Annotated in this window: 16 protein-coding genes; 14 read left to right on the forward strand and 2 right to left on the reverse strand. The window is 71.9% G+C overall.

The features are described 5' to 3' along the window. Nucleotides 1–73 precede the first annotated feature (73 nt). The 3 genes from OG430_RS35675 to OG430_RS35685 all read left to right on the forward strand — a co-directional run bounded on the left by OG430_RS35675 (nucleotide 74) and on the right by OG430_RS35685 (nucleotide 3,423). The gene (locus tag OG430_RS35675) at nucleotides 74–1,408 is read left to right on the forward strand and encodes an MFS transporter (RefSeq protein WP_327356782.1); all 1,335 of its coding nucleotides are present in this window, start codon (nucleotides 74–76) and stop codon (nucleotides 1,406–1,408) included. A 135-nt stretch (nucleotides 1,409–1,543) separates the two neighbouring features. Further along, nucleotides 1,544–2,167: an ArsR/SmtB family transcription factor gene (locus tag OG430_RS35680; RefSeq protein WP_327359366.1), complete on the forward strand. Its 624-nt coding sequence runs from the start codon at nucleotides 1,544–1,546 to the stop codon at nucleotides 2,165–2,167. Beyond that, on the forward strand, nucleotides 2,164–3,423 hold the full coding sequence (locus OG430_RS35685; RefSeq protein WP_327356783.1) for an MFS transporter: 1,260 nt from the start codon (nucleotides 2,164–2,166) through the stop codon (nucleotides 3,421–3,423). The genes OG430_RS35680 and OG430_RS35685 overlap by 4 nt, the downstream gene beginning before the upstream one ends. 29 nt (nucleotides 3,424–3,452) lie before the next feature. On the opposite strand, the gene OG430_RS35690 is transcribed toward OG430_RS35685, so the two are convergent. Further along, complete coding sequence (locus OG430_RS35690) at nucleotides 3,453–4,088, reverse strand: TIGR03085 family metal-binding protein (RefSeq protein WP_327356784.1); 636 nt, start codon at nucleotides 4,086–4,088, stop codon at nucleotides 3,453–3,455. Between the two features lie 82 nt (nucleotides 4,089–4,170). Between OG430_RS35690 and hisI the strand changes: the two genes are divergently transcribed. The 4 genes from hisI to OG430_RS35710 all read left to right on the forward strand — a co-directional run bounded on the left by hisI (nucleotide 4,171) and on the right by OG430_RS35710 (nucleotide 7,058). Next, complete coding sequence (gene hisI / locus OG430_RS35695; RefSeq protein ID WP_327356785.1) at nucleotides 4,171–4,542, forward strand: phosphoribosyl-AMP cyclohydrolase; 372 nt, start codon at nucleotides 4,171–4,173, stop codon at nucleotides 4,540–4,542. An 11-nt stretch (nucleotides 4,543–4,553) separates the two neighbouring features. Continuing rightward, on the forward strand, nucleotides 4,554–6,062 hold the full coding sequence (locus tag OG430_RS35700) for an anthranilate synthase component I (protein WP_327356786.1): 1,509 nt from the start codon (nucleotides 4,554–4,556) through the stop codon (nucleotides 6,060–6,062). Between the two features lie 7 nt (nucleotides 6,063–6,069). Continuing rightward, nucleotides 6,070–6,744 carry a TIGR02234 family membrane protein gene (locus tag OG430_RS35705; RefSeq protein ID WP_442816615.1) on the forward strand — a complete coding sequence of 225 codons (675 nt, stop codon included), beginning with the start codon at nucleotides 6,070–6,072 and terminating at the stop codon, nucleotides 6,742–6,744. 95 nt (nucleotides 6,745–6,839) lie between these two features. Then, nucleotides 6,840–7,058 carry an HGxxPAAW family protein gene (locus OG430_RS35710; protein ID WP_327356787.1) on the forward strand — a complete coding sequence of 73 codons (219 nt, stop codon included), beginning with the start codon at nucleotides 6,840–6,842 and terminating at the stop codon, nucleotides 7,056–7,058. A gap of 93 nt (nucleotides 7,059–7,151) precedes the next feature. Here the strand turns inward: OG430_RS35710 and OG430_RS35715 are convergent, their stop codons facing one another. Further along, the gene (locus tag OG430_RS35715) at nucleotides 7,152–9,653 is read right to left on the reverse strand and encodes a glycoside hydrolase family 3 C-terminal domain-containing protein (protein WP_327356788.1); all 2,502 of its coding nucleotides are present in this window, start codon (nucleotides 9,651–9,653) and stop codon (nucleotides 7,152–7,154) included. Between the two features lie 248 nt (nucleotides 9,654–9,901). On the opposite strand from OG430_RS35715, the gene OG430_RS35720 reads away from it, so the two are divergent. From OG430_RS35720 to lgt, 7 genes are all read left to right on the forward strand, one after another. Further along, entirely contained in the window at nucleotides 9,902–10,291 is a 390-nt protein-coding gene (locus OG430_RS35720) for a DUF2752 domain-containing protein (protein WP_327359368.1), read from the forward strand. Nucleotides 10,292–10,456: 165 nt separating this feature from the next. Further along, the gene (gene trpC / locus OG430_RS35725) at nucleotides 10,457–11,266 is read left to right on the forward strand and encodes an indole-3-glycerol phosphate synthase TrpC (RefSeq protein ID WP_327356789.1); all 810 of its coding nucleotides are present in this window, start codon (nucleotides 10,457–10,459) and stop codon (nucleotides 11,264–11,266) included. A 9-nt stretch (nucleotides 11,267–11,275) separates the two neighbouring features. Next, on the forward strand, nucleotides 11,276–11,431 hold the full coding sequence (trpM, locus tag OG430_RS49550; RefSeq protein ID WP_442816616.1) for a tryptophan biosynthesis modulator TrpM: 156 nt from the start codon (nucleotides 11,276–11,278) through the stop codon (nucleotides 11,429–11,431). A 192-nt stretch (nucleotides 11,432–11,623) separates the two neighbouring features. Further along, on the forward strand, nucleotides 11,624–12,880 hold the full coding sequence (gene trpB, locus OG430_RS35730) for a tryptophan synthase subunit beta (RefSeq protein ID WP_327356790.1): 1,257 nt from the start codon (nucleotides 11,624–11,626) through the stop codon (nucleotides 12,878–12,880). Then, nucleotides 12,877–13,692: a tryptophan synthase subunit alpha gene (gene trpA, locus OG430_RS35735; protein ID WP_327356791.1), complete on the forward strand. Its 816-nt coding sequence runs from the start codon at nucleotides 12,877–12,879 to the stop codon at nucleotides 13,690–13,692. The genes trpB and trpA overlap by 4 nt, the downstream gene beginning before the upstream one ends. Nucleotides 13,693–13,774: 82 nt before the next feature. After that, a complete protein-coding gene (locus OG430_RS35740) occupies nucleotides 13,775–14,554 on the forward strand; it encodes a DsbA family protein (RefSeq protein WP_327356792.1) in 780 nt (259 codons plus the stop codon). A 125-nt stretch (nucleotides 14,555–14,679) separates the two neighbouring features. Then, nucleotides 14,680–15,678 carry a prolipoprotein diacylglyceryl transferase gene (gene lgt / locus OG430_RS35745; RefSeq protein WP_327356793.1) on the forward strand — a complete coding sequence of 333 codons (999 nt, stop codon included), beginning with the start codon at nucleotides 14,680–14,682 and terminating at the stop codon, nucleotides 15,676–15,678. Nucleotides 15,679–15,811 lie beyond the last annotated feature (133 nt).

The following is a 15,811-nucleotide window of genomic DNA, read 5'->3' on the forward strand; positions in this document are numbered from 1 at the left end:
GTGAATCGGGGCTGTTCCGGGTGGGGCGGAAATCGTTTGCATCGGGCGGGAGTTGGGCGCATGATCGCGCCTCGTGACCGCTGCCGAGAGAGCCCCGTCCGCCCATCCCTCCGCCGAGTGCCCGCCGAAGCCGGCCCATCGCGACGGCAATGTGCTGCGCTGGCTCAGCGCGTACGCCGCGTCCATGGTCGGCGACAGCATCTACTTCCTGGCGCTCGGCTGGGCCGCCGCCCAGGTCGCCGGGCCCGCGCAGGTGGGCCTGGTGATGGCCGTCGGGGCCGTGCCGCGGGCACTGCTGATGCTCGGCGGGGGAGTGGTCGCCGACCGGTTCGGGCCGCGCAAGGTCGTCATCGGCTCGGACGCGGCGCGCTGTGCGGTGATCCTCGCGGCGGCGGCCGTGCTCTGGCTGGCCACGCCGGGACTCTGGCTCCTGGTGGTGCTCGCGCTCGCCTTCGGGGTGGTGGACGCGCTGTTCATGCCCGCCGTCGGGGCGCTGCCGCCGCGGATCACCGGGCCCGGCGAGCTGGTGCGGGTGCAGGGCTTCAAGGCGTTCGTGGAGCGGTTCGGCCGGCTGGCCGGGCCGCCGATCGCCGGTGTGGCCCTCGGGGTCGGCGGGCCCGAGACGGCGTTCGCCGCTGCCGGGGTGCTGTTCGCGGCCTCGCTGGTGCTCCTGGTCGCCGTACGGATCGCGCCCCTGCCTCCCGATGGCAGGGATGCCGCGACCGCCGAACCCGCCACGCCCTGGCGGGACTTGGTGGACGGCCTGCGCTACATCCGCCGCCACCCCGTCGTCGGCCCGCTGGTGGTGTCCGGCGCGATCAGCCAGCTCGGCATCGTGCCGCCGCTCTCCGTGGGCCTGGTCCTGCTCGGCGACGAGCGCGGCTGGAGCCCGGCCGGGATCGGTCTGATCCTGAGCGCCATGGCGGTCGGCGCGGGCGCCAGCACGCTCGGCCTCGCCGTCGCGGGCCGGATGCCGCGGGCCGGCGCCGTGACGACCGTGACGCTGGTGGTGGCCTCCGTGCTGATCGGGGTCATCGGGGTCATGCCGACCGTCCCGGGCGCCGCTGCGGTCGCGCTGGCCGCCGGCCTGGTGAGCGGGGTGTGCGGCGGGGTGTCGGCCACCCTGATCCAAGTCAACACGCTGCCCGCCTACTTGGGCCGGGTCTCCTCGGTGATGGCCTTCACCTACGTCGGCCTCGCCCCGCTGGCGTTCCCACTGTGCGGCTGGGCGACGGGGGTGTGGGGGGCCGGGCCGGTGTTCCTCGTGGGTGGCGCGATCAGCATGTCGGCGGCCTTCATCGGGGTGTTCGTACGGCCGGTGTGGCGGGCGGAACTCGCGGGGCCGGGCAAGGGGGCCAATGCGGGCTCGTCCGGGGAGCCGGGCCGGGTTGCCGACGTCCGCCAGTAGGCGGACCGGGCGGGACCCTCTCCAAGGTGTGCAGTTTTTATTGCGCAATATTTATTGCGCAACTTTTCCTTCCTATCTACAGTCGAGGGTATGACTGACAAGGGCACGGCCGACAAAGGCACGGCCGACAACGGCATGACGGCGCCCGGTGGCGCGGCACCCGGCGCCGGTCCGTCCGAGGGCACCACCCGTCGCATCACCGACATCGACACCCTGAAGGCGATCGGGCACCCGCTGCGGATGAAGCTGTACCGCGCCCTGTTCGTGGCGCGCACGGCCACCGCCTCGCAGCTCGCCGACCAGGTGGACGAGGCCGTCTCCCTCGTCAGCTACCACCTGCGCAAGCTCGCCGACCACGGCCTCATCGAGGCGGCCGAGGCGCAGAGCGGCGACGGCCGGGAGCGCTGGTGGCAGACCGCCACGCGTGAACTGCGCATCCTCAGCGAGGACTTCCGGGACGAGCCGGGCAAGGCCGTCGCCCGCGTCTCGGTGAGCCGGCTCTTCTTCGAGCAGCGGGCCGACCTCTACCGGCGGTACATGGACGAGGAGGCGGCCTGGAGCCAGGAGTGGCAGACGGCGGCCATCGACTCGGAGTACCTGCCGCGCTTCAACGTCACCGAACTGGCCGCGCTCTCCGACGAGTTGATGACCGTACTCAAGAAGCACGACGCGCGGGCGCGGGCCGCCGAGGCGGCGGGGGACACGGAGGGGCGGGAGAACGTCGCGGTGCACGTGTACGGATTCCCGTTCCGGCCGTGAGCACGCTCACCGAGGCGGACGTCAGGGCGTCCGCCGGGGCCGAGCGCCCCGCCTACCGCGACGGGAACGTCCTGCGCTGGCTGTCCGCGTACGCGACCTCCATGGTCGGCGACTCGGTCTACTTCGGCGCCCTGTCCTGGGCCGCCGCCCGCAGTGGCAGTCCGGGGCAGGCGGGGCTCGTGCTCGCGGTCGGTGCGGTGCCGCGGGCCCTGCTGATGCTGGGCGGCGGGGTGCTGGCCGACCGGTTCGGGCCGCGCCGGGTGGTGATCGGCAGCGACGCCGCCCGCTGTCTGGTGATCCTCGCCGTGGCCGGGGTGCTCCTGGTGACGGCCCCCGGGGTGTGGCTGCTCGCGCTGGTCGCGCTGGTCTTCGGGGCGGTGGACGCGCTGTTCCTGCCCGCGGTGGGCGCGCTGCCGCCGCGGGTCACCGAGCCCGGTCAGCTGGCCCGGGTGCAGGGGATGCGCGGGCTCGCCGCGCGGATCGCGCTGATCACCGGGGCGCCGCTTGGCGGGCTCGCGGTGGCGGTGGGCGGGTCGGCGGCGGCGTTCGGCGTCGCGGGCGTGCTGTTCGCGGTGTCGCTCGTGCTCCTTGTCGCGGTCCGGCTGCGACCGCTGCCGGCCGGGGGCCCGGCCTCCTCCGACGGGGCCACGGGGTGGCGTCAACTCGTGGACGGGCTGCGGTACATACGCCGCCACCGGGTGCTGTTCCCGCTGATGATCGTCATCGCGGTGGCCGAGTTCGGCTTCTCCGGGCCGGCCAACATCGGACTCGTGCTGCTCGCCGAGGAGCGGGGCTGGGGCGCGTCCGGGATGGGCTGGATCATCGCGGGGTTCGGGGTGGGCGCGGGGGCCGCGTCGCTGCTCGTCGCGGTGCGGGGGCGGGTCGGGCGGGCCGGGGCGGCGCTGTCCTGGCTGTCGCTGGTGGGGGCCTCGGGGCTGGCCGCTCTGGCGTACGCGCCTTCGGTTTGGGTCGCGGCGCTGGTGGGGGCCTTCACGGGGGCGTTGCTCGGGCTGGCTGGGGCGCTTTGCGGGGCGCTTCTGCAGACGGTGTCCGACGCGGCGTATCTGGGGCGGGTCACTTCGGTGTCGACGCTCTTCACGCTGGGTGTGGCGCCGCTCTGTTATCCCCTGGTCGGGGCGGCCGTCGGGGTGTGGGGGTGTGGGCCCGTCTTTGGGGTGGGCGCTGCGATATGTGGGGCCAGCGGGATGATGGGGCTGGGGTTCGGGGCTCTTCGGCGGGCTGAGCTTCCGAAGTGAATCTTGGGCGGGCCGGGGAAAAGAGAGCTTCAAATGCCCAACTGCTTGGCGCCCTGCAGCCGCTCGATCGCTTCCTTGTCGCCCTCGGTCTCCACCTTCGCCGCGTCCTGGCGGCCGAACACGAACATCGTCAGCTCGCCCGGCTCGCCGGTGACCGTGACGACCGGGGTGCCGCGGTGGGCGACCGCGGTCTGGCCGTCGGGGCGGCGCAGGACCAGGCCGACCGGGGCCTTGCGGCCGAGTACGCGGGCCGACTTCTCGAGCCGGGACCAGAGGGTGTCCGAGAAGACCTGGTCCAGGGTCCGGGGGCTCCAGTCCTCCTGGGCGCGGCGGACGTCCTCGGCGTGGACGTAGAACTCGACCGCGTTCGACGCCTCGTCCACCTGCTTCAGGGCGAAGGGGGAGAAGCGCGGCGGCCCCGTGCGGATCAGCTGGATCAGCTCTTCGTACGGCTTGTCGGCGAACTCGGCCTGCACCCGCTTCAGCCGGTCCGCAAGGGCCTTGATCACGATGCCGCCCGCGGCGTCCGCACGCCGCTCGCGGACCACCACATGGGCCGCCAGATCCCGGGTCTTCCAGCCCTCGCAGAGCGTGGGTGCCTCGGGGCCTGCCGCCTCCAACAAGTCGGCGAGGAGCAGTCGTTCACGCTTGGCATGGGTCGACATGGCGCCAGCCTAAGCCCGCGCGGGCGAGTCCGCCCAGTGGACGGAGCCTCGGCGAACCCTCCGTACGCGGCACAATGGGCCCATGAGCAGCAACAACCTCGACCCGGCCATCGCCGCCCGCCTCAAGCGCAGCGCCGACGGTCTCGTCCCCGCGATCGCCCAGCAGTACGACACCGGCGAGGTGCTGATGCTGGGCTGGATGGATGACGAGGCGCTGCATCGCACGCTCACCACCGGGCGCTGCACCTACTGGTCGCGCAGCCGCCAGGAGTACTGGGTCAAGGGCGACACCTCCGGGCACTTCCAGCACGTGAAATCGGTGGCCCTGGACTGCGACGCGGACACCGTCCTCGTCAAGGTCGACCAGGTCGGCGCGGCCTGCCACACCGGCGCCCGCACCTGCTTCGACGCCGACGTACTCCCGCTCAGCAACCGCACCAGCGACAGCAACTAGGGTCGGCCGACATGGACCTCGAGACGTTCCGCAAGCTCGCCGCCGACCGCCGCGTCATCCCCGTCAGCCGCAAACTCCTCGCGGACGGCGACACCCCGGTCGGGCTCTACCGCAAGCTGGCCGCCGAGCGCCCCGGCACCTTCCTCCTGGAGTCCGCCGAGAACGGCCGGTCCTGGTCCCGCTACTCCTTCATCGGCGTACGCAGCGCGGCGACCCTCACGGAGCAGGACGGCCAGGCCCACTGGCAGGGCACCCCGCCCGTCGGCGTACCCACCGAGGGCGACCCGCTGCAGGCGCTGCGCGCGACCGTGGAGACGCTGCACACCCCGCGCGACCTGGCCGGTACGGAGCACCTGCCGCCCTTCCACGGCGGCATGGTCGGCTACCTCGGCTACGACGTGGTGCGCCGCCTGGAGAAGATCGGTCCCGGCGAGCGCGACGACCTGAAGCTGCCCGAGCTGACCATGCTGCTCACCAGCGATCTCGCGGTCCTCGACCACTGGGACGGCTCGGTCCTGCTGATCGCCAACGCGATCAACCACAACGACCTCGACACCGGCGTCGACGAGGCGTACGCGGACGCCGTGACCCGCCTCGACGCCATGGAGGCCGACCTCTCCAAGGCCGTCCCGCAGGCCCCCGCCGCGCTCCCGCCGTCCGAGCTGCCGGAGTTCTCGGCGCTCTGGGGCGGCAAGGAGTACCAGGACGCCGTCGAGGACATCAAGGAGCGCATCCGGGCCGGTGAGGCCTTCCAGGTCGTGCCCTCCCAGCGCTTCGAAACCCCTTGCCACGCAAGCGCGTTGGACGTCTACCGCGTCCTGCGGGCGACCAATCCGTCGCCGTACATGTACCTCTTCCGCTTCGACGGATTCGACGTCGTCGGCTCGTCCCCGGAAGCCCTGGTCAAGGTCGAGGACGGGCGGGCCATGGTCCACCCCATCGCCGGGACCAGGCCGCGCGGCGCGACCCCGCAGGAGGACCAGGCGCTCGGCGACGAACTGCTCGCCGACGCCAAGGAGCGCGCCGAGCACCTCATGCTCGTCGACCTGGGCCGCAACGACCTGGGGCGGGTCTGCGAGCCCGGCTCGGTCGAGGTCGTCGACTTCATGTCCATCGAGCGCTACTCGCACGTCATGCACATCGTCTCGACGGTGACGGGCCGGGTCGCCGAGGGACGTACCGCCTTCGACGTGCTGACCGCATGCTTCCCCGCCGGCACCCTCTCCGGCGCCCCCAAGCCGCGCGCGATGCAGATCATCGATGAACTGGAGCCGTCCAGGCGCGGGCTGTACGGCGGCTGCGTCGGCTATCTCGACTTCGCCGGGGACTCCGACACCGCGATCGCGATCCGTACCGCGCTGCTTCGCGACGGCACGGCGTTCGTGCAGGCCGGAGCGGGTGTCGTCGCAGACTCCGACCCGGTCGCCGAGGACACCGAGTGCCGGAACAAGGCGGCGGCCGTGCTGCGCGCGGTGCACACCGCGAACCGGCTCCACGGTCACGGAGGCCGTGAGGGATAGTGGGAAGGTGACTGCCGTACCCAAGGCCCGCACGCACGAGGCCACCACCGAGGCCACCGCCGACGCCGAAGCGAAGGCCATCCCGTCGTCCTCCGGGGGCCGCCGCACCCTCGCCACCGCGCTGCTGCTCGGCGCGCTCGGCGCTGCCGTGACGCTGCTCGCCTCCCGGCAGACCTGGTCCGAGGGCGACGCCCAGACCGCGGGCGGCGCCCTGCACCAGATCGCCTCCGGCGGCGATGTCACCGGCCTCCCCGCGGCCCTGGCGATAGTGGGCCTCGCCGCCCTGGTCGCCGTCTTCGCGGTACGCGGCGCGGGGCGTGCCCTGGTCTCCGGTCTGCTCGCCCTGAGCGGCGCGGGCACCATCGCCGCCGCCCTCCTGGGGGCGAACGACAACGGGGCGCTCGACGAGAAGGCGGCCACCGCGACCGGTGACGCCGCCGCCACGATCGACGCGGTCACCCACACCGTCTGGCCCTACGTCGCCGGAGTCGGCGGACTGCTGCTCTTCGTGGCAGGCCTGCTCGCCCTGCGGTTCGGCTCCCGCTGGCCCGCGATGTCCGGCAAGTACGAGCGCGACGGCGCGCCCCGCCGCCGCAAGGCCGCGGCGGCCGTGGACCCGGACCGGCCCGAGGACCTGTGGAAGGCCCTGGACCGCGGCGAGGACCCGACGCGCGAGGGGTGACCCCCGGCGCAGTCCCGCGCCCACTGTGCGGGACAATGGCGGAGAGCTTTCGAAGACAGCTTTCGAGAACCACATTCAGCTACGAGGAGCAAGCCATGTCGGGCCACGACCACGGACACACCCCGGCCGCCTGGACCGGTGTCATCATCGCCTTCATCGGCTTCTGCATCGCCGGCGCCTTCATGGTGATGAGCAACCCGCTCGGCTTCTGGGCCGGCATGGTCGTGATCGCGGTCGGCGGACTCGTCGGCGCGGCGATGCGGGCCGCCGGGATGGGTGCGAAGCCGCAGCGAGTGGTCCGTTCCGAGGGCTGACGCTCTCCGCGGGGCCTCCAGCGCTCTCGTACGTACGCAGCAGGGGCGGGACCGGAAGACCGGTCCCGCCCCTCGCGCATGCCCGGGCGGAGTTCAGGCCAGCGGATACTCCAACACCGCCCGCACCCGTAGATCCGCCACGCTGCGCCCCGCCTCGACGCGGTGCCGGCCCGGCAGGATCCGCCGTCCGCCGCCTCGCCGTTCCCAGCCCTGCACCGCCCGCAGCGGCACCGGCAGTCTCACCTCGACGCGCTCGCCGGGCGCCGCCTCGACCACCGCGAAGGCGGCGAGCTGCCGGGCCGGGCGGTCCGTCTCGATGCACTCGGCGCACTCGGAGACCGCGTACAGCTGCACCACCTCACGCCCGCTCCGCGCCCCGGAGTTGACCAGCGACACGGTGGCCACGGCCACCGATTCCGGGTCGGCGGACGGCTCGACGCGCACGTTGTCGTACGTCCAGTCGGTGTAGCCGAGCCCGTGCCCGAACCAGTACGCGGGCTCGCGGTCGTGCCGCTCCCAGCCCCGGTAGCCGATGAACAGCCCCTCGTCGTACGCGAGGATCCCGTGCTCCGGCCGCACCGCGAGCACCGGGCAGTCCTCCTGCCGCACCGGCCAGGTGGTGGGCAGCCGCCCGCCGGGCTCCTCGGCCCCGAGCAGTACGTCGGCGAGCGCGGCCCCGAACTCCTGCCCGGGGAACCAGCTCAGCAGCACGGCCGCCGCCCGCTCGCGCCACGGAAGGTGCACGGGGGAGCCGGAGTTGACGACCACGACGGTGTTCGGGTTGGCCGCGAGCACCGCCTCGACCAGGTCGTCCTGGCGGCCCGGCAGGTCGAGGGTGGTGCGGTCGACGCCCTCGGACTCGACCTCCTCGGTGGTCGACACGAGCACCACGGCGACATCGGCCGTCGCCGCGGCGAACGTGGCCCGTGAGATCAGCTCGTCGGCGCCGGGACCGTCAGCCGCGTACCCCAGCCGGAAGGAGCCGATCGCAGGGGCGAGCTCCTTGGGCACCCCGCGCTGGACCAGGCGCACCTCGACCGGCACCTCGGCGGCCAGCTCGACCACCGTGCGCTCCTCGGGCGGCAGCAGCACCGCGGCGAGGGGATCCTCGTGCCGAGGCCGCAGCCGGGTGGCGAAGCACCGGCGGCCGTCGAGCGTCAGCTCCAGCCTGCCGAGCCCGCAGGCGGAGAAGGAGTAGGAGCCGTCGGCCGGCGGTGTGAGGCGGCCGAGGATCTCGACCTCCGCGATGTCCGCCGCGGACAGCCCGGCCGGCTTCGCGAACTCGTGGCGCAGCGCGCCCTGTTCGAGGTCCTCGCGGTACAGGACGCTCCCGTCCTTGCCGCGGAACAGCGCGGTGAGCTCCGTCCACTCGGGGCCCGTCGCGGCCGGCAGCGTCGCGGCCGGGTCCACGCCCGGCTCATGCACCAGCTCCACCCCGTCCGGCAGTGCCTGGGCAAGACCCTCCAGCGGCGTGACGACGTACGGCGGTACGACCTCGGCGCTGCCCCCGCCCATCACGCGCGGGGCCGCGGCGGCCGTCCCGATCAGGGCGACGCGCCCCAACCGGCCCTGATCCAGCGGCAGAACGCCACCTTCATTGCGTACGAGAACGAAGGACCGCACCGCGGCCTCACGGGCCAGCGCGCTCCCGTCCTGATCCATCGGCAGCAACTCCTCGGGCACCGCCGCCGGAGCGCCCTCCAGCAGCCCCACCCGGGCGGCGAGCCGCAGCACCCGGCGGGCCTGCCCGTCCACGTCCATCTCCGGCACCCGGTTCGAGCGCACCGCCTCGACGAGCGCGGCACCGAAGGCGTGCTCGCCGGCCGGCATGCCGATGTCCGTGCCGCCCATGGCCGCGCGCTCGGTGTCGCGGCAGGCGCCCCAGTCGGAGACGACCGCGCCGTCGAATCCCCACTCGCCCTTCAACACCCCGTGCTGCAGACGGACGTTCTCGGTCATCGTGGAGCCGAGGACGCTGTTGTACGCGGCCATCATGGCCCAGGCGTGCGCCTCCTTGACCGCCGTCTCGAACGGCAGCAGATACAGCTCGCGCAGCACCTTCTCGTCCAACTGGACGTCCAGGGTGAGGCGTTCGGTCTCCGAGTCGCCCGCGACGTAGTGCTTCGGCGTCGCCGCCACCCCGCCGTCCTGGACGCCGCGGATGAAGGCCGCGCCGATCTCGCCGGTGAGCAGCGGGTCCTCGGAGAAGTTCTCGAAGTGCCGGCCGCCCAGCGGCGTACGGTGCAGATTGATCGTCGGGCCGAGCAGCATGTGCACGCCCCTGGCGCGCGCCTCCTGCGCGATGACCTGACCGATCCGGCGCACCAGACCGGCGTCCCAGCTCGCGGCCTGACCGGTCGGGGAGGGGAAGGCGGTGGAGGGATCGTCGCAGCTCAGGCCGGTCGGTGGACGTACGCCCACCGGGCCGTCGGTCATCACCAGGGAGCGCAGCCCGATCCGCTCGACGGCGGGCAGCGACCACATGTCCTGCCCGCCGAGCAGCGAGACCTTCTCCTCCAGGGTGAGCGCGGCGATCGCCGCCTCGACGGCCTGCGCTCGGCGGGCCTCCGCGGAGAGCTCCTGCAGGACCGTCACGGGGCCACCTGACCTTCTCGACACTTCTCGACGCTTCTCGCACTGAACGTTTTCGCTTTTCACCCTGCCGCCCTTTAACTCACCTTTACGTAGGGCGAACGGCCCGAGCCCGTGGGCCTTAAGTCCCTCTTCGCTCAAGCCGTCCACAGGCGCCGCGCGGCGCGACAGGGCAGAATGCAGGGGTGGACCCAGAACGCGCGACGCTCGCTCGAGCCGACGCCGAAGCCGACGCACCGCCCGGTTCGGCGATGCGGCGGCTGCTGATGCCCGTCGGAGCCCTCGGTGCGGTCGCCGCGGCCTTCGCGTACGTCGGCAGCGTCGACCCGAACGAGCCGGGCCACTACCCGGCCTGCCCCCTGCTCAGGTTCACCGGCATCTACTGCCCCGGCTGCGGCGGTCTGCGCAGCGCCCACGCCTTCATCCACGGCGACTTCGCCACCGCGCTCGGCGCCAATGCGCTGGCCGTGGTGGGGTACGGAATCTGTGCCGTGGTGTGGGGCGTGTGGATGGTCCGGGCGGTGCGGGGGCAGCGCTTCTCGTTCGTCCTCAGCTCCACCCAGCTCTGGGCGATCGCGGCGGCGGCGCTCGTGTTCACCGTGCTTCGGAATCTGCCCTTCGGGGCCTGGCTGCATCCCTAGGAGTTACCGCCGGTCGCGTACGCACTTTGTCTACCAGCCGGTAAATGTCCAGGTAGTGGGACCGGCGTCAACCGGATGCAGAGCCTTCGCTCTTGTCCGGATACCATCGCAGTGCTCATCGGATTGCTTCCGACAAGTCTGCCGTCAGGGAAGGGGGCCGCTCGCGTGAGTGTGCTCGACGAGATCATCGAAGGCGTGCGCGAGGACCTAGCCGAACGGCAGGCGCGCGTCAGCCTCGAAGAGCTCAAGGAGCGTGCGGCGAAGGCGCCCCAGGCCCGGGACGGACTCGCCGCACTGCGTGGTGACGGCGTCAAGGTGATCTGCGAGGTCAAGCGCTCCAGCCCCTCCAAGGGCGCGCTCGCCGCGATCGCCGACCCCGCGGGGCTCGCCGCCGACTACGAGGCGGGCGGCGCCGCCGTCATCTCCGTCCTCACCGAGCAGCGCCGCTTCGGCGGCTCGCTCGCCGACCTGGAGGCCGTGCGCGCCCGGGTCGACATCCCCATCCTGCGCAAGGACTTCATCGTCACGGCGTACCAGCTGTGGGAGGCCCGTGCGTACGGTGCCGACCTGGTGCTGCTCATCGTCGCGGCCCTCGACCAGGAAGCCCTCGTCTCGCTCGTCGAGCGCGCGGAGTCCATCGGGCTCACGCCGATCGTCGAGGTGCACGACGAGGACGAGGTCGAGCGGGCGGTCGAGGCCGGCGCGAAGATCATTGGCGTGAACGCGCGAGACCTGAAGACGCTGAAGGTCGACCGGTCGACCTTCACCCGGGTCGCGCCCGAGATCCCGCCGCACATCGTGCGGATCGCCGAGTCGGGTGTGCGGGGGCCGCACGACCTGATCGCGTACGCGAACGACGGGGCGGACGCCGTGCTCGTCGGGGAGTCGCTCGTCACCGGGCGCGACCCCAAGGCGGCCGTGGTCGATCTGGTCGCGGCCGGCGCGCACCCCGCGCTGCGGCACGGGCGGGGCTGAGTCCCAGCCATGGCCATCGCCGTCCGTCTCGCACCCGGGTGCCGCCCCCGTGGCTGCCGCGCGCCCGCGCGCAGGGTGCACGGACGGCGTGTCCGGTACGTGATCGGCTCCGAGCCGGGTCAGGTCAACGGGATGCGATGGCGTTGCGGGAGCGTGCGGGTCTGAGGGAGTTCTTTTCCCCCACCCCGCCCCTTCCCGAAAGGCTGCCGCCGGCTTCACGGACTTCTGTTACCGATGTCCTCAAACGCCGGACGGGCTGATTCATCAGCCCGTCCGGCGTTTGAGGACGCCGCCCGGAGGGCCGGCCGCACGAAGATGCGTACCGTAACCACGCCCTGACGTAGGAGCATCTCACCCATGCCCAGCGAATTCTTCATCCCCGACCCGGAGGGTCAAGTCCCCAACGCCGAAGGGTACTTCGGTGACTTCGGCGGCAAGTTCATCCCGGAGGCGCTCGTCGCCGCCATCGACGAGGTCGCCGTCGAATACGAGAAGGCCAAGACCGACCCCGCCTTCGCCGCGGAGTTCGAGGACCTCCTCGTCAACTACACGGGACGCCCCAGCGCCCTCACCGAAGTGCCCCGCTTCGCGGAGCACGTAGGCGTCGGCCGGGTCTTCCTCAAGCGCGAGGACCTGAACCACACCGGCTCGCACAAGATCAACAACGTGCTCGGCCAGGCCCTGCTCACCAAGCGCATGGGCAAGCCGAAGGTCATCGCGGAGACCGGCGCAGGTCAGCACGGCGTCGCCACCGCCACCGCCTGCGCCCTGTTCGGCCTCGAATGCACCATCTACATGGGCGAGATCGACACCGAGCGCCAGGCGCTCAACGTCGCCCGCATGCGGATGCTCGGCGCCGAGGTCATCCCCGTGAAGTCCGGCTCCCGCACCCTCAAGGACGCGGTCAACGAGGCATTCCGGGCCTGGGTCGCCAACGTCGACGACACGCACTACGTCTTCGGCACGGCCGCCGGACCGCACCCCTTCCCGGCCATGGTGCGCGACTTCCAGCGCGTCATCGGCGTCGAGGCCCGCCGCCAGATCCTGGAGCGCACCGGACGCCTGCCGGACGCCGCGGTCGCCTGCGTCGGCGGCGGCTCGAACGCCATCGGCCTCTTCCACGGCTTCCTCGCCGACACCGACGTACGCCTCATCGGCTGCGAGGCCGCAGGCCACGGCGTCGCCAGCGGCGAGCACGCGGCGACCCTGACCGCGGGCGAGCCCGGCATCCTGCACGGCTCCCGGTCGTACGTCCTGCAGGACGAGGAGGGCCAGATCACCGAGCCGTACTCGATCTCGGCCGGTCTGGACTACCCGGGCATCGGCCCGGAGCACTCGTACCTGAAGGACATCGGCCGCGCCGAGTACATCCCGGTCACCGACGACGAGGCGATGCAGGCCCTGCGCCTGCTCTCCCGCACCGAGGGCATCATCCCGGCCATCGAGAGCGCCCACGCGCTCGCCGGAGCCATCGAGATCGGCAAGGGGATCGGCAAGGACGGGCTGGTCCTCATCAACCTGTCCGGGCGCGGCGACAAGGACATGGACACGGCCGCCCGCTACTTCGGGCTGTACGACGGCGACGTGGACGAGAAGACGGGGGCCGCCAAGTGAGCGGGAACATCCAGCTGTTGAGTGACACCCTCGCGGCGGCCAAGGCGGAAGGGCGCTCGGCGCTCATCGCGTACCTGCCCGCCGGGTTCCCGACCATCGACGGCGGCATCGAGGCCGTCAAGGCCGCCTTCGACGGTGGCGCGGACGTGGTCGAGGTCGGCCTCCCGCACTCCGACCCGGTGCTCGACGGCCCGGTCATCCAGACCGCCGACGACATCGCCCTCAAGAACGGCGTCAAGATCGCCGACGTCATGCGCACCGTGCGCGAGGCGCACGAGGCCACGGGCAAGCCCGTCCTCGTCATGACGTACTGGAATCCCATCGACAAGTACGGCATCGAGCGCTTCACCGCCGAGCTCGCCGAGGCCGGCGGCGCGGGCTGCATCCTGCCCGACCTGCCGGTCCAGGAGTCCGCGACCTGGCGCGAGCACGCGGCCAAGCACGGTCTCGCCACCGTCTTCGTCGTCGCGCCCAGCAGCAAGGACGAGCGCCTCGCCACCATCACGGCGGCCGGCTCCGGCTTTGTGTACGCCGCCTCGCTGATGGGCGTCACCGGCACCCGCGCCTCGGTCGGCGCGTCCGCCGAGGACCTGGTCCGGCGCACCCGCGCCACCACGGACCTGCCGGTCTGCGTCGGCCTCGGCGTCTCCAACGCCGAGCAGGCCGCCGAGGTCGCCGGCTTCGCGGACGGCGTGATCGTCGGCTCGGCCTTCGTGAAGGTCATGCTCGACGCTCCGGACGAGACGGCCGGGTTCGCGGCCGTGCGGTCGCTCGCCGCCGAGCTCGCGGAAGGCGTGCGCAAGACGGCGTAGGCAGGCACAAGTCCGTACGCCCATACGGGTGGACCTGGGACCGGGGAGGCACGCTGGTGCCTCCCCGGTTCGTTTGCGGGATGTGAGCGAGAAGAACCGTGAGGGAAAGCGCACCGCCCGGGAACGGCTGGCGGAGGAGCGCGAGAAGCAGAAGACGCGGGACAAGCGGCGCAGGGCCTTCGTCGTGGGCGGGGCCGTGGTGGGCGTGCTCGCCCTGGCCGCCGTCATCGGCGTGATCGCCGCGAATTCCGGCGACAAGAAGAAGGAGGCGTCCGCGGGCCCCGTCGTCGTACCCAAGGGGGCGAACGGCAAGGACAGCCTGGCGATCCCCAACGGCAAGGAGAGCGCCAAGTCGACCCTCACCATCTGGGAGGACTTCCGCTGCCCGGCGTGCGCCCAGTTCGAGGACGCGTACCGCTCGACGATCAATGAGCTGGCCGACAAGGGACAGCTCAAGGTCGAGTACCACCTCGCCACGATCATCGACGGGAACATGGGCGGCAAGGGCTCGCTGCGCGCGGCCAACGCCGCGTCCTGCGCACAGGACGCCGGGAAGTTCCCGCCGTACCACGACGTCCTCTACAAGAACCAGCCGGAGGAAACGAACGACGCCTTCGGCAAGAACAGCAAGCTGATCGAGCTCGCGGGCCAGGTCGACGGCCTGGTGACGGACGACTTCAAGAAGTGCGTCGAGGACGGCGAGCACGACGCGTGGGTCACCAAGTCGAACGCCGCGTTCGGCAAGAGCGGCTTCCAGGGCACCCCGACCGTGCTGCTCGACGGGAAGAACATCTTCGGCGACCAGAAGAATCCGCTGACGCCCGAGAAGCTGAAGAAGATGGTCGAGGACGCCGCGAAGTAGTCGACGCCGCCGCGAAGCAGCGGACTTGGGACGGCCTGGGCCGCTTTGCGGCCGGTCTTGTTATGCAGCCGTAAGCCGGGTGGATTGCCGCGCATCCCACCCGGCACGGTAGCGTCGACCACGCCATGGACATTCTTGCCTTCATCCCCAGCCCGTCGAAGGGTGAGTACGACCTCTTCGGCGTGCCCCTGCGCGGCTACGCGTTCTGCATCATCATCGGCGTTTTCGTGGGCGTCTGGCTCGGCGGGCGGCGTTGGATCGCCCGCGGCGGCCGGGCGGGCACGGTCGCGGACATCGCCGTGTGGGCCGTGCCCTTCGGCCTCGTCGGCGGGCGGCTCTACCACGTCATCACGGACAACGACCTCTACTTCGCCGAAGGCAAGAACTGGGTCGACGCCTTCAAGATCTGGGAGGGCGGCCTCGGCATCTGGGGCGCCATCGCGCTCGGTGCGCTCGGCGCGTGGATCGGCTGTCGCCGGCGCGGCATTCCGCTGCCCGCGTGGGCCGACGCGGTCGCTCCCGGCATCGCCGTCGCCCAGGCCCTCGGCCGTTTCGGCAACTGGTTCAACCAGGAGCTCTACGGCAAGGCCACGGACGTTCCGTGGGCGCTGAAGATCGACGCGGCCCACTCGCCGAACGGTGTGGCCGGGACCTTCCACCCGACCTTCCTGTACGAGTCCCTCTGGTGCCTCGGTGTCGCGGCCCTGGTGATCTGGGCCGACCGCCGCTTCAAGCTGGGGCACGGGCGGGCGTTCGCGCTGTATGTCGCGGCGTACTGCGTCGGGCGCGGGTGGATCGAGTACATGCGGGTGGACGACGTCCAGCTGAACGATGTGCTGGGGCTTCGGTTCAACGTCTGGACGTCGATCGTCGTCTTCCTGCTTGCCGTGGTGTACATCGTGGTCTCGGCGAAGGTGCGGCCGGGGCGCGAGGAGATTGTCGAGCCGGATCCTGAGGGTGAGCCTTCCGGCTCGGGGGATGCGGAGTCCGGGCCGGAGTCGGAGTCGGCGGAGGGCGCCGGGGCCGAGAAGGTGGACATGGCCAAGGCGGAGGACGCCGAAGTCGCCGATGGCGAGGCCGATGACGAGGCCAAGGACGAGGCCGGGTCTGCCAAGAAGGCTTGACCTGGGTGCAGGTGTGGGGCCGCTGGACCGTTTCGGTTCGGCGGCCCTTTTCTTTTTCCCCACCCCGCCCCTTCCCGTAAGGCTGCCGCCGGCTTCCGGGGCGGGGGTGGGTGGGCACCCGTCCGTCACTGAT

The organism is Streptomyces sp. NBC_01304 (assembly GCF_035975855.1).
Classification (GTDB): Bacteria; Actinomycetota; Actinomycetes; order Streptomycetales; family Streptomycetaceae; genus Streptomyces.

What these genes read in the sequence shown, in the direction of transcription:
- OG430_RS35700 (WP_327356786.1), top strand. Translation starts at nt 4,554, where the DNA reads ATGGACCTCGAGACGTTCCGCAAGCTCGCCGCCGACCGCCGCGTCATC.
- OG430_RS35680 (WP_327359366.1), top strand. Translation starts at nt 1,544, where the DNA reads ATGACGGCGCCCGGTGGCGCGGCACCCGGCGCCGGTCCGTCCGAGGGC.
- trpB (WP_327356790.1), top strand. Translation starts at nt 11,624, where the DNA reads ATGCCCAGCGAATTCTTCATCCCCGACCCGGAGGGTCAAGTCCCCAAC.
- OG430_RS35720 (WP_327359368.1), top strand. Translation starts at nt 9,902, where the DNA reads ATGCGGCGGCTGCTGATGCCCGTCGGAGCCCTCGGTGCGGTCGCCGCG.
- trpM (WP_442816616.1), top strand. Translation starts at nt 11,276, where the DNA reads ATGGCCATCGCCGTCCGTCTCGCACCCGGGTGCCGCCCCCGTGGCTGC.
- lgt (WP_327356793.1), top strand. Translation starts at nt 14,680, where the DNA reads ATGGACATTCTTGCCTTCATCCCCAGCCCGTCGAAGGGTGAGTACGAC.
- OG430_RS35690 (WP_327356784.1), bottom strand. Translation starts at nt 4,088, where the DNA reads ATGTCGACCCATGCCAAGCGTGAACGACTGCTCCTCGCCGACTTGTTG.
- OG430_RS35710 (WP_327356787.1), top strand. Translation starts at nt 6,840, where the DNA reads ATGTCGGGCCACGACCACGGACACACCCCGGCCGCCTGGACCGGTGTC.
- hisI (WP_327356785.1), top strand. Translation starts at nt 4,171, where the DNA reads ATGAGCAGCAACAACCTCGACCCGGCCATCGCCGCCCGCCTCAAGCGC.